Source organism: Bacillus sp. z14 (2026) (genome assembly GCF_058313575.1).
In genome coordinates, this window is record NZ_JBZFQK010000001.1 from 602,684 (window position 1) to 615,294 (window position 12,611).

Below are 12,611 nucleotides of genomic sequence, written 5' to 3' on the forward strand. Positions count from 1 at the left end.
TTATCTCAGTCATAATAAGTATCGTAATTAGTTGCATCACGTAAACATTCCACCGCTAGTTTGCGATCTTCACCTGATTGGAAGGAGATCACCAATACACCGTACACTTCTTCACGCGTCTCAATGATTCTTATATTAGTAATACTTATATTAGATTTTGCTAAATAACCGGTAATCTCCGAAATGACTCCTGGATAATCCGGGACATCCACATATAAATCATAAAAGGAAGGAATTGCACCCTTTTTACGGGCCGGCATCTCATCACGAAACATTTTTGCACTTTGGAAAAAGGAATATAATCTTTCCTCATCCTTCGTACGAATCCATTCTCTCACCTCTGACATTTCATCTATCCAGGAGTCCAAAAGATCGATTAATACTTGATCATTTTGAATCAGAATATCCTTCCACATTTGAGGACTGGATGAAGCTATTCGGGTAATATCCCTGAATCCTCCGGCAGCAAGTCTTGCAACTAAATCATGTTTCGCTTCAGCCTGTTCAGCCTGATTAACAATCGAGGCTGCCATAATATGCGGCAAATGACTGATGACACCTGTCATTAAATCGTGCTCATGAGCATCCACTTCAATGAATTTGGCTTTCGTCCCCTTCAGCCACATCTTCAGCTCAGCAACCTCTTTAACACCTGCATGAGCAGAAGCTGTCAATATATAAAAAGCATTTTCAAAAAGATGCACTTTTGCCGCAGCTACTCCGCTTTTATGAGATCCAGCCATTGGGTGACCGCCTATAAACGTATAATTCATGCTAAACAAACGCTCTGCTTCTTTCATGATCTTTGCCTTTGTACTTCCTACATCCGTAATTATAACGCTTTTTTTCAGCGTACATGCTGACAGGCTTTCCATAACGGTTGATGTAGCTTGCACCGGGACTCCGATAATGATAACATCTGCTCTTCCAGCTGCCTCTTTATAATCCAAAGTCTCTTCATCTATTACTTTTAATGCTTTTGCCAGCTGCACCTGTTTTCGATCCACATCATACCCTAGTATCAATGCCTTCGGATGTTCCTTTTTAATAGATAAAGCAATGGATCCTCCAATTAAACCAAGACCTATCATTAATACATTCCCACGCATGGAGGCACCTCACCTACTATCTATTTGGTTTCTTTATTTTCTTTCATCAAAAGGAAATTTTTCAGCTCTTTCAAAACAGCTTCATTCTGCTGGTCAGAACCAACTGTAATCCTAATGGATGTAGGGAAATCCAAAGCCTGGCCGGAACGAACGATAAAGCCTTTTCTCATTAAATACTGAAAGACTTCATCCCCATCATGACCTGTATCGATTAAGATGAAATTTGCCTGTGATGGATAGTAACTTAAGTTATGAATCTTACAAAATTCATAATATTGCTGAAGGCCATCTCTATTTTTTTGTTTGCATTCCTCAATAAATTGTTGATCACTTATAGCAGCAATCGCAGCCTTTTGAGCTAATGCATTGACGTTAAACGGCTCTCTTGCAGGCTCAAGCATACGGATAATATCGGAATTAGCCACTCCATAACCAATACGCAAAGCCGCCATCCCGTAAATCTTGGAAAAAGTATGCAATAGGATTAAATTATCAAACTGATTAATTAACGGCAAGATTTCAGGATAATCTATAGCTGTGACGTACTCATAATAAGCTGCATCAAATACAACTAATACATCGTTAGGAACCTGACTCAAAAATGGGAGAAGCTCCTCACCTCTTATGTATTCGCCTGTCGGATTATTAGGAGAACAAATCCACACAATCCCCGTGTCAGCATCAATCTGACGAAGCATGCCGTCAAGATCATGTCTGCCATTTATATGCGGCACCTCCCTGATCTCTGCCTGCTCCAAAATGGCATTATGGCTGTACTGACTAAAGGTACCCGTAGACATAACCGTATTCACACCTGGAGCAAGAATCGCCTTTGCTATCATTTGGATGATATTATCTGAACCATTTCCAAAGATAAGCTGATTTTTTTCAACTCCTAAATAGTTAGATAAGACTTCACGCAAATTAACGGCTCCGCCATCCGGATACAAGGGAAGTGACCATTCTGTTTCCTTCAGCGTTTTTGCGACTTCGGATGAATATCCGTATGGGTTTTCATTTGATGCCAGTTTGATGATCTCCTCCAACCCAAACTCCCTTTTTACTTCCTCAATTGGTTTGCCTGGCTTATAAGGCTCTAATGTATATAAATGATTCTTCCATTTCAAAGCTCCAGTTCCCCCTTTTTTATTGTCTATTTCTCTGTTAAATCAGGTCTAAGGACCGTAGCCCCCTCCAGATAAATATGCTTGATATTCTTTTGGGCTGTATCCAAATTGGCATGAATCATAATCCGTATGGCCAATGATAAGGAACCCGGTACTGGAATTTCACGCATGCACATAACGGGAACATATGTAAATCCATCTATTTTTCTAACAACAGCAGCTGGAAACCCTGCATCTATATCATCTGTGACAGATATGAATATAGATGCAATAGACTCTGCCTGAAGATGATTCTGTTCGATCATTTCTCGAAGTAAGATTTCTGTTTTATTTTCAATGAGTTCTTTTTTATTTGCTTCTATGGTAATGGCTCCTCGGATGCCTCTCATCATAATGAATAACCATTCTCCCTTCCGACTATATTGTTTAAGAAATAGGTTAATTCGTCTTGTATTTCCGTATCAGAATAGGAATGTAAGGCTGGGCTGCCATAATCATTTAAAAGGACCGTCGCTATTGTCCCTTGTTTATTTTTCTTATCAAGTTTCATAAATGGCAGCAATAATTCTGCTGATAAAATTTCTTTTGGTATTTGTAGATAGCCTAAATTGGTTAACCAATCCTTAAATGCAGTTAGATTAAAAGAAAAATCAGCATACTTTTGGCTCAAATATAGGTCAAATAACATACCAAAGGCTACAGCTTCCCCGTGGGTTACCACTCCATATCCAGCTGCCCCTTCAATCGCATGAGCTAATGTATGACCAAAATTAAGAAAAGCACGCGAGCCTTTCTCCTTTTCATCCTCCGATACAATAGTAGCTTTAACAGAAATCCCTTTTTTTATATACGAAGCCAATGATTTGGATTGCAGGTCAGAAATACTGCAATACTGATTTCTTAAATCGTCATAAAAGGATTTACTGCATAGTAGGGCATGCTTAATTAACTCGGCAAATCCTGAGCGCCATTCCTTCTCTGGTAAAGTGGATAAAAAGGAACTATCATAGAAGACTGCCTCCGGTTGATAGAAACAGCCTACTAGATTTTTACCCAGTTGATGATTAATAGCCACTTTTCCTCCAACTGCACTGTCATGAGCCAGCAAGGTTGTTGGCAGTTGAATATAGGGAATACCTCTCATATAGGTCGCAGCTACAAATCCAGCTAAATCTCCAACCACTCCCCCGCCCAGAGCTAACACGAGGCTGTCACGATCAAGTTTATTTTCAAATCCTACCGTTAAACATTCTTCGTATACAGAGAATGATTTTGCTCTTTCTCCTGTTGGTACGGCATGGATGATTACTTCATAGCCACGTTTGGCCAACAACGTTTTAATCAGCTCAGAATAAAGAGACGATACCAGTTCATCCGATATCATATATACTTTTGGTTTTCCTTTGAAATTTTTCTCCAAAAATATAGGGAGCTCTTCAATCACTCCATCACCTATAAAAATCGGATACTCCTTTGAAGAAGTTTTAATTTGAATAGTTTCCATTAGAATTCCCTCGCATACATTCTTTGCTGATTAACGGATTCAACCAATGTCTCCATCCGATCAGAATAAAACTGTTCAATGATTGCATTGGCAAGCTCCCATGCTACCACATGCTCAGCAACGACTGCCGCTGCCGGAACAGCACATGCATCAGAGCGTTCTATCGAGGCTGTAAACGACTCTTTCGTGTCAATATCCACACTTTTGAGCGGCTTATACAAGGTAGGGATTGGTTTCATAACTCCACGCACTACTACAGGCATTCCAGTTGTCATTCCGCCTTCAAAACCGCCTAGGCGATTCGTTTTACGGCTATATCCCTGTCCTTCCTCCCAAATGATTTCATCATGCACCTGACTGCCTGGAATTCTGGCCGCTTCAAAGCCAATCCCGAATTCGACACCCTTAAATGCATTAATACTAAGGATTGCACCTGCAATTTTTGCATCTAGTTTACGATCATAATGAACATAGCTCCCGACACCAGCAGGCATTCCAGTCGCCACTACTTCAACGACACCACCTAATGTATCGCCATTCTTTTTAGCCAAATCAATGGCTTCCATCATCTTCTCAGCAGCTTTTTCATCAAGACAGCGAACCGGAGAATCCTCTGCCAGCTGTTGGATCTCTTTAATATCCTTAACCTCTGTTTCAGCTGCTTTAATGCCACCGATTTCAACAACATGCGAAACAATTTCTATACCAAGCAGACTAAGCAGTTTCACCGCAACAGCTCCCGCTGCCACTCGGACAGTTGTTTCTCTTGCAGACGAGCGCTCTAAAACATTGCGCAAATCCCTATGTCCATATTTCATACCGCCATTCAGGTCAGCATGCCCTGGGCGCGGTCTTGTGATTTTACGTTTAATTTCGTCTTCTGCCTTTTCATCAATTGGCTCAATTCCCATGACATGGGTCCAATGAGTCCAGTCCCGGTTTTTAACTTGCAGAGCAACAGGTGATCCTAATGTCCTGCCATGACGAATTCCTGCTGTAATCTCTACTGTATCTTTTTCAATTTGCATTCTTCTACCGCGTCCATATCCCTTTTGTCTCCTGGCAAGATGCTTGTTGATATCTTCCTCAGACAACGGCATTCCTGCAGGTAATCCTTCTATTAAAGTTGTTAATTGGGGGCCGTGGGATTCCCCAGCAGTTATATATCTCATAAGGCTCCTCCTTCATCACTTTAAAGCATTTATGTAATAATATATCATATACTGTTATTCTTATGGTAATTTTCTTGCTTATATTGTACATCAGATTAACAAGGTACTACCATTCACTCTCTGCCGACGTCTCCTGATTATCTTTCATTTCAGTATGTCTATTAGCTATGTACCCTATGATGATTTCTCTTTTTATAAAAAAACGTATTTGTACTGATAAAATCATATACAGTTGGGTTGAAGATCTGTTCAGTACTGCCCACAAACAAAACTCCGCCAGGACGAAGTGATTGGGAAAATTTCTTATATAATAAACCCTTTGCTTCATCCGTAAAATAAATCAAAACATTACGGCATATGATTAAATCGTATGATTGGCCATACGAATCAGCCAGTAAATTATGTTTCTTGAACGTGACCGCATTTTTTATTTGTTGATTAATATGATAAAATCCATCCACGAATTCGAAATGCTTATTCTTTAACTCTACTGGTACTTCCCCCAAAGATTTTTCTGAATGCCTCTCCTGCAAATTTCTAAGGCATTCTGATCTATATCGGTTGCCAGGATAGAGACACGATTCAGGGCATTTAAGCGGGTTAGCACCATGGCAAGTGAATAGGGTTCATCACCAGTTGAACAAGCGGCGCTCCAAATTTTCAAAGTCTTTTTTTCAGACAATAATTCTGGCAGAATCTCCTTCTCCAAAACCTCCCACCTTCTATAATTCCGAAAGAAGTTCGAAACATTAATCGTCATACGGTCCAGAAGCTCATTTAATAAATACTGGTCTTTACGAAGATGATTGTAATAATCCTGAAACCCATTAAAACCTTGTTTTTCATATAAGGAGGTAATTCTTCTTTTCATTTGCGCTTCCTTATATAAAGATAAATTGATTCCTGTTAAATAGTTAATCCCTTTAACAAACCCCTGATAGTCATCATTAATTTTTATCATATACCCCTACGACTCCAATAAATTCTTTTACTATAAGTATACAAAATTAGCAGATTCAATGATATAACCACACTTATTACGTATGCCCATAACGATCACATGATCTATTCTATAAACCCCCATAAACCGGTAAGGTATGCAATTAAAAAAGCCGCCAACCTTGTTGACAGCCCTTAATCTTTATCTATCTACTTAATAAATCCACTCATTCGCTAATTTTGTATATTCAGCAAGCTCTTCTTCTTTAAAGAAGATTCCAAGTTCTCTCTCGGCACTTGCAGGTGAATCAGAGCCATGGATAATGTTTTTGCCTACCGTTACACCATAATCTCCGCGAATTGTACCAGGAGCAGCATCTTTTGGATTGGTAGATCCCATCATTTGACGAGCAGTCGCAATCACATTTTCCCCTTGCCATGCCATTGCAAAAACTGGTCCTGATGTAATAAAGTCAACCAATTCACCAAAGAAAGGACGCTCTTTATGTTCCTCGTAATGCTTTTCAGCCGCCTCTGTTGGAATCATCATCAATTTCGCTCCAACAAGCTGAAAGCCCTTTCTTTCTAAACGTGATACAATTTCCCCGATTAAATTTCTTTGTACACCATCTGGTTTAACCATTAAAAATGTTTTTTCCATAATTACACCTCTGTTCGTATGTATGGGCTTTCAGAAAGAATAATACCATTATTTACATGTATAAAGCAAACAAAAAAGGAAATAGCATTTTAGTATTTCCTTTTTCCGATAAATCTTGCTATTTCATATAAATAATCCGTATTCTTCGACTCTGGCAATAATTCTAGAATATCAAATGCTTTATCCAGGTAAGCATTGCTTAAGTCGATGGATTTCTCGATTGCTCCTGATTGCTTGATAGATTCGAGTATAGGCTGCAACTCTTCTAACCTCATATCTTCGTGAACAGTTCGGATAAGCTTGGCCAATTGCGGTTGCTGTAAGGCATACAAAACAGGTAAGGTAATATTCCCCTGCCACAAATCACTACCCGCAGGTTTCCCCAGATCTTTTTCAGAGGCCGTGAAATCAAGTATGTCATCCATTATTTGAAAGGACATGCCCACATAGTATCCATACAAGAATAATTTTTTGTGTATATCCTCCGATACCCCTGCACTGATCGCACCTAATTGGCAGCTGGCCGCAATTAAGACAGCCGTTTTTCGTTTAATACGCTTTAAATAGTTACGTAGATTTTGATCAAAATTGTATTTATCACGTATTTGTTCTATTTCGCCAATGCTGACTTCCATGATGGTTTTAGCTACTACCTGATGTGCCAATGGATCTTTAATATGAGTCATAAGCTCCTGAGCCCTGGCAAATATGTAATCTCCTGTATAAGTAGCCATTTTATTATCCCATTTGGAACGAACCGTCAGTGATCCCCTACGCAGTTTGGCTTCGTCAATGATATCATCATGTACTAATGATGCTGAGTGAATAAGTTCCAGAGCAACTGCAGCATGCTTAATTTGATTAATATCATACTCTCCAAATTTTGCGGTGAGCAGTACAAAAACAGGGCGTATGCGTTTGCCTCCAGCTTTCAGAGTGTGCATAGATGCTTCCTGAAGTGGTCTGCATTCAGTTTGTATCGATGAACGCAGCTCTTTTTCGATTAATTGGATATCCTGTCTGAAAATTGAATACAATTTTGGTAATTTCATAGTTCCACTTCCCGTTAAACTAATATGCGCCCTTTATTTTGATTGTTTGAATCCAAAATGAGACGCAGCTGCACCACCGGAATAAGGTTTATATTTAACCTTCACAAAACCGGCTTCTTCAAAGAGTCTTTTCAATGCCGGTGCACTTGGAAAATCAGATGCAGATTCCTGCAGCCAGGAATACTCCTTGTAACTCTTAGCCAATAATTTACCCAAGAGAGGCATAATATGCTTAAAATAAAAATAATATAGCTGTCTGTAAACCGGTAACGTCGGTTGAGAAGTATCTAAACAAACAGCCATGCCACCCGGTTTCAGAACACGGTTCATTTCTTTCAATACCGTTAAGTAGTCAGGGACATTCCGAAGACCAAATCCAATTGTGACAAAGTCAAATGTATTATCTTCAAAGGGAAGCTCCATTGCATTCCCATGAAGCAGTTCCACATTATTTAACTGCTCCTTTTTAACCTTTTGTTCGCCAATCTTGAGCATATTTTTACTGAAGTCCAAACCCGTTACCTTACCAGAGTCGCCAATCTGTCTCGCCAGCGCTATCGTCCAGTCAGCTGTACCGCAGCATACATCCAGTGCCTGATCTCCCTGTTTAACATCCATTTTTTTCATCGTATCGGCACGCCAACGCTTATGTAACTGGAAACTGATTACTGAATTCATAGAATCATAATTATCAGAAATCTTTTCAAAGACACCGTGTACACGTTCCTCTTTTGTTTGTTGTTTCATTATGAATTCCCTTTCCCCACATCGTCTTTTTATATGTTTTCAAGATTACCTTATACTTGTCTCAATCCGTAAAACCATTTCATCCTTAAAATTGTATTGCAACATAGCTGATCTTAATCTATCACTTACCTTTGTAATTTCCCTTTTAAGTAAATCTGATATTTTATCAGCAGTTTCATCATTTACACTATGTATTGATTGTAAGGCTTGAATAAATTTAGAGTTACACTTATTTTGATAACCGTCCAATTCTGCCATTAATCTATTCCATAATAAAAAGTCTATAAACAAATCCTTTTGTTCAATTACGTTAAAATACTCAGCTGTTTTTTCGACCAGTATGGTTTCAATCTGTTTAAGATACTTTACTAATGTATCTATATCAGCATCCTTATCCATATATAAGTGTACCTTAGCCTCATTCACTTCCTGAACTCCCCTGGACATTAGGTTAATAAACTCGATATCTTTTGTTTTCGCCAATATATGATAATACATACTGCTATAATAATCTCCAGCCAAAATCGATAACTGCCGTTTCCTTAATTTTGCCGGACTTTCGGATTCCTCTGTGTTTGAAACTCCCTCATGGGTATCCAGGGCAATTTGCATAAGCATGACAGATACTATGTAATATGGCATAAACTTTTGATCCACATTAGCATCACGCAGAATTTTAACCACAACCGCTATCATATCATCATTTATGACTGGCCGATCAATATGATCTAATATTAAAGAATGATAGATAAGTTTCTTTATCTCACTATTAAATTGTATGACTTCATTATTGATGCTATCCAATGGTAATCACCCATGCTTCCACTTCTGATTCCGTACCATAATCGGCACATTACGTATTCATCATACTTATCTTACTATCCTTTTAAATTGCTGTCGAATGGTTTAAAAGGAGAGAATAGATAATCGGTTATTCCTTTTCACTTTCTATTTCACCGTATGGCGTGTACATAACCGCTTTTCCTCTGATTTTCATAGCTGATGTGTGTTCTGTAAATTGAACAAATAACACTTCACCTTTATCAAGCTTTTCTGAATGATGGAATTTAGTATCCTCACCTCTGGTTAATCCAATAACACTCACTCCATCTTCCAATGCTTTTATAACTACAAAATCATTTGATTGAAGGTTCTCCATTCTCTTACTCCTTTTCAACTTTTATCTCATGATTATTTATTAATTAAGCTTAATACTTCCTGACGGGAGATTGAGTCTGTCGCCAATGTTCCTCTTACTGCGGAAGTAATTGTCTTCGATCCTGGTTTTTTAACACCTCTCATAGTCATGCACATATGCTCAGCTTCAACTACGACCATCACTCCATGAGGAGCCAGTGTGTCCATAATAGAATCTGCAACAGTTGATGTAATCCGTTCCTGTAATTGCGGCCTTCTGCTCACTGCTTCGACCGCTCTGGCTAATTTACTCAAACCTGTAACACGTCCGCCTTTTGGTATGTAGGCCACATGTGCCACTCCAAAGAATGGCACGAGATGGTGCTCACACATAGAATAAAAAGGGATATCCTTAACAAGGACTAATTCTTCATGATCTTCACCGAATACCGTTTCAAAATATTCTTTAGGATCCTGTCTCAATCCGGAAAATACCTCTTCATACATTTTTGCTACACGTTTAGGTGTGTCCAGGAGCCCTTCCCTTGTTGGATCTTCCCCAAGAGCCTCCAAAATCATTGTCACTGCTTCTTCTATTTTACCGCGATTGATTTCACTCATTTTATGTCTTCCTCCCATTGCTATACCTAATTTCAACTATTTCCATAGTAGCACATTTTATTCTTAGAGCCATAGATTATGGACTTCATAATAGAAAAAGAGTCATTACCAAAGAAATTGGTAATGACTCTAATCGCGTATAGCGCTTATTCAAGTAAAATCGTATGTAAAAATTACTTAACAGCGTCTTTAAGTGCTTTCCCTGGTTTGAATGCAGGTACTTTGCTGGCACTGATTTCGATTTCCTCACCAGTTTGCGGGTTACGTCCTTTACGAGCAGCACGCTCACGAACTTCAAAGTTACCGAAACCAATCAATTGTACTTTATCTCCATTTTTAAGAGCTTCTAAAATGGATTCGAACACTGCGTCTACTGCTTTAGTTGCGTCTTTTTTAGAAAGCTCGCTAGCTTCAGCAACAGCGTTGATTAATTCTGTTTTGTTCATGCCATTCACCTCCTCCCAAAGTATGCTTCCATTCTACTTCAATACTTTTTAAGTTGTAATGAAATATTTTCATCAGTCAAAACAAAAACTTGAAATATTTTGTCATTAATCATTTTTAACATAAAAAACCATTGATAAACATTGATATATAAGGGTTTTTGCTTTGAACTTGATTTCTGATAAAAGATTATCATAATCCATAGACCATATCAAGTAAATTGGCGAATTTACAGGCATTTATTCGAATAATGTAGGTTATTTTTCTATTTTTATTGCCATATCTTCTTATTTGAGGTATTTTGAAAGTTAAAGCATTTATAAAAACACTTGATTTTTGCAAAAAAATACAGAGGATTACGGATCCGTTACGGTCCGTAAAACCCTCTGTATCTGTTAAAGAATAATGGCAATTAATCCGCCAGATCCTTCATTAATGATTCTTTCAAGCGTTTCCTTTAATTTATATCGTGCATTCTCCGGCATCAAACTTAATTTAGCTTGGATTCCCTCACGAACTACAGTAGACAAACTGCGGCCAAATATATCTGAATTCCAGATGCTCAGAGGATTATCTTCAAAATCCGCCATTAAATAACGAACCAATTCTTCACTTTGTTTCTCTGTTCCGATTATAGGGGCAAATTCTGATTCAACATCTACTTTTATCATATGAATGGATGGCGCCACAGCTTTCAGCCTAACTCCAAACCTGGATCCCTGTCTAATGATTTCCGGTTCATCCAGACTCATATCCGCCAGAGAAGGAGAAGCAACACCATAACCCGTTTGTTTAACCATTTTAAGGGCATCCGCGACCTGGTCATACTCCGCTTTCGCGTAAGCAAAATCCTGCATTAATTCAAGCAAATGATCCTTCCCTCGTATCTCAACACCCACAATCTCTTTTAGAACCAGGTCATACAATTCATCAGGTGCTGATAAATCTATTTCGGCTACTCCCTGGCCCATTTCAATCCCAGCCAATGAAGCATGACCAACAAACTCATACTCTTCAAAAAGATGGACGAGTCTATCAACATCTCTAAGCCTTTTAATATCCTGAACCGTTTCTCTTATAGCATCCTGATAGCTGACCCTCAGCCAATGATTTTCATTAAGCACCATAACCCATCTAGGTAGATTCACATTCACTTCCAGAACAGGGAACTCAAACAATGCTTCCCGCAGGACATTTAACACATCCCCTTCCCGCATGCTCTCAACACTTATGGCAAGCACCGGGATATCATATTTTTCCTGAAGCTTAGCACGCAGAATCTCTGTATCCGGGTGATAAGGGCTGACTGTATTAATAATCATGATAAAAGGCTTTCCAACCTCTTTTAGCTCTTCTACGACCCTTTCCTCAGCATCTACATAGTCTAACCTTGGTATCTCTCCTATTGACCCATCTGTCGTCACTACAACGCCAATTGTAGAATGGTCCTGTATGACCTTACGAGTGCCAATTTCAGCTGCTTCATGAAACGGAATTGGCTCTTCATACCAAGGCGTATGAATCATCCTTGGCCCATTCTCATCCTCATATCCTTTCGCACCAGGAACGGTATATCCTACACAGTCAACCATACGAATATTGACCTCTAACCCTTCGTCTACCTGAACCTGCGCTGCCTGGTTCGGCACAAATTTAGGTTCCGTAGTCATGATCGTTCTTCCTGCTGCACTTTGTGGTAATTCATCAATCGTACGTGCTTTTTCAGCTTCACTTTTCATACCAGGAAGAACAACCAACTCCATAAATTTCTTAATAAATGTAGATTTACCCGTCCGAACGGCTCCAACTACTCCTAAATATATATCGCCGCCGGTTCTCTCGGCTATATCCTTAAATATATCGACCCTTTCCAAGAGATCCCCTCCCGATTCCTCCATATATGAGTACATATACGTAATTATTGATAGTCTTATAAACTTGGACACTATATATTTATGCTATAGCCCATTAAACTTATGACTAGTTTTTTCTCTCCTCTCCTTTTATGTAAACAACCGACTGCTATTTTGATTAAAAATGAACCAATTATTCGGAGTATCATGATAAAGCACCGAATTATTCAGGAGATGTCAAAATT

Annotated in this window: 13 protein-coding genes and 1 pseudogene; all 14 read right to left on the reverse strand. The window is 38.9% G+C overall.

Going from position 1 to position 12,611, the window contains the following annotated elements:
• Positions 1-5 precede the first annotated feature (5 nt).
• Positions 6-1,109, reverse strand: a complete 1,104-nt coding sequence (locus tag AC4G3O_RS02790) for a prephenate dehydrogenase (protein ID WP_491135784.1) — start codon at positions 1,107-1,109, stop codon at positions 6-8.
• A gap of 20 nt (positions 1,110-1,129) precedes the next feature.
• Positions 1,130-2,236 (reverse strand): histidinol-phosphate transaminase, encoded by a 1,107-nt coding sequence (gene hisC / locus AC4G3O_RS02795; RefSeq protein WP_491135785.1) that lies wholly within the window; start codon positions 2,234-2,236, stop codon positions 1,130-1,132.
• A gap of 26 nt (positions 2,237-2,262) precedes the next feature.
• Positions 2,263-2,628 carry a chorismate mutase gene (aroH, locus tag AC4G3O_RS02800; RefSeq protein ID WP_139891735.1) on the reverse strand — a complete coding sequence of 122 codons (366 nt, stop codon included), beginning with the start codon at positions 2,626-2,628 and terminating at the stop codon, positions 2,263-2,265.
• Entirely contained in the window at positions 2,625-3,740 is a 1,116-nt protein-coding gene (gene aroB / locus AC4G3O_RS02805) for a 3-dehydroquinate synthase (protein WP_490551317.1), read from the reverse strand. The genes aroH and aroB overlap by 4 nt, the downstream gene beginning before the upstream one ends.
• Positions 3,740-4,912, reverse strand: coding sequence for a chorismate synthase (gene aroC / locus AC4G3O_RS02810; protein WP_140461596.1), 1,173 nt, complete (start codon positions 4,910-4,912; stop codon positions 3,740-3,742). The genes aroB and aroC overlap by 1 nt, the downstream gene beginning before the upstream one ends.
• A gap of 161 nt (positions 4,913-5,073) precedes the next feature.
• Positions 5,074-5,873 (reverse strand): annotated as a pseudogene (locus tag AC4G3O_RS02815) (CheR family methyltransferase).
• Positions 5,874-6,065: 192 nt separating this feature from the next.
• Positions 6,066-6,512: a nucleoside-diphosphate kinase gene (gene ndk, locus AC4G3O_RS02820; RefSeq protein ID WP_139891732.1), complete on the reverse strand. Its 447-nt coding sequence runs from the start codon at positions 6,510-6,512 to the stop codon at positions 6,066-6,068.
• Positions 6,513-6,601: 89 nt separating this feature from the next.
• A complete protein-coding gene (gene hepT, locus AC4G3O_RS02825) occupies positions 6,602-7,564 on the reverse strand; it encodes a heptaprenyl diphosphate synthase component II (protein WP_139891731.1) in 963 nt (320 codons plus the stop codon).
• A gap of 33 nt (positions 7,565-7,597) precedes the next feature.
• A complete protein-coding gene (locus tag AC4G3O_RS02830) occupies positions 7,598-8,311 on the reverse strand; it encodes a demethylmenaquinone methyltransferase (RefSeq protein ID WP_139891730.1) in 714 nt (237 codons plus the stop codon).
• A 45-nt stretch (positions 8,312-8,356) separates the two neighbouring features.
• Complete coding sequence (locus AC4G3O_RS02835; protein WP_491135786.1) at positions 8,357-9,115, reverse strand: heptaprenyl diphosphate synthase component 1; 759 nt, start codon at positions 9,113-9,115, stop codon at positions 8,357-8,359.
• Positions 9,116-9,242: 127 nt separating this feature from the next.
• Positions 9,243-9,470, reverse strand: a complete 228-nt coding sequence (mtrB, locus tag AC4G3O_RS02840; RefSeq protein WP_066107475.1) for a trp RNA-binding attenuation protein MtrB — start codon at positions 9,468-9,470, stop codon at positions 9,243-9,245.
• A 32-nt stretch (positions 9,471-9,502) separates the two neighbouring features.
• Positions 9,503-10,069, reverse strand: coding sequence for a GTP cyclohydrolase I FolE (folE, locus tag AC4G3O_RS02845; RefSeq protein ID WP_066107479.1), 567 nt, complete (start codon positions 10,067-10,069; stop codon positions 9,503-9,505).
• A 173-nt stretch (positions 10,070-10,242) separates the two neighbouring features.
• On the reverse strand, positions 10,243-10,515 hold the full coding sequence (locus AC4G3O_RS02850; protein ID WP_049670554.1) for an HU family DNA-binding protein: 273 nt from the start codon (positions 10,513-10,515) through the stop codon (positions 10,243-10,245).
• 393 nt (positions 10,516-10,908) lie between these two features.
• Positions 10,909-12,387, reverse strand: a complete 1,479-nt coding sequence (gene spoIVA, locus AC4G3O_RS02855) for a stage IV sporulation protein A (RefSeq protein ID WP_066107482.1) — start codon at positions 12,385-12,387, stop codon at positions 10,909-10,911.
• Positions 12,388-12,611: the final 224 nt, after the last annotated feature.

Excerpts from the sequence above, each read along its gene's own strand:
- ndk (WP_139891732.1), bottom strand. The coding sequence starts at position 6,512 with ATGGAAAAAACATTTTTAATGGTTAAACCAGATGGTGTACAAAGAAAT.
- AC4G3O_RS02790 (WP_491135784.1), bottom strand. The coding sequence starts at position 1,109 with ATGCGTGGGAATGTATTAATGATAGGTCTTGGTTTAATTGGAGGATCC.
- mtrB (WP_066107475.1), bottom strand. The coding sequence starts at position 9,470 with ATGGAGAACCTTCAATCAAATGATTTTGTAGTTATAAAAGCATTGGAA.
- aroH (WP_139891735.1), bottom strand. The coding sequence starts at position 2,628 with ATGATGAGAGGCATCCGAGGAGCCATTACCATAGAAGCAAATAAAAAA.
- AC4G3O_RS02850 (WP_049670554.1), bottom strand. The coding sequence starts at position 10,515 with ATGAACAAAACAGAATTAATCAACGCTGTTGCTGAAGCTAGCGAGCTT.
- hepT (WP_139891731.1), bottom strand. The coding sequence starts at position 7,564 with ATGAAATTACCAAAATTGTATTCAATTTTCAGACAGGATATCCAATTA.
- AC4G3O_RS02830 (WP_139891730.1), bottom strand. The coding sequence starts at position 8,311 with ATGAAACAACAAACAAAAGAGGAACGTGTACACGGTGTCTTTGAAAAG.
- folE (WP_066107479.1), bottom strand. The coding sequence starts at position 10,069 with ATGAGTGAAATCAATCGCGGTAAAATAGAAGAAGCAGTGACAATGATT.
- aroC (WP_140461596.1), bottom strand. The coding sequence starts at position 4,912 with ATGAGATATATAACTGCTGGGGAATCCCACGGCCCCCAATTAACAACT.
- aroB (WP_490551317.1), bottom strand. The coding sequence starts at position 3,740 with ATGGAAACTATTCAAATTAAAACTTCTTCAAAGGAGTATCCGATTTTT.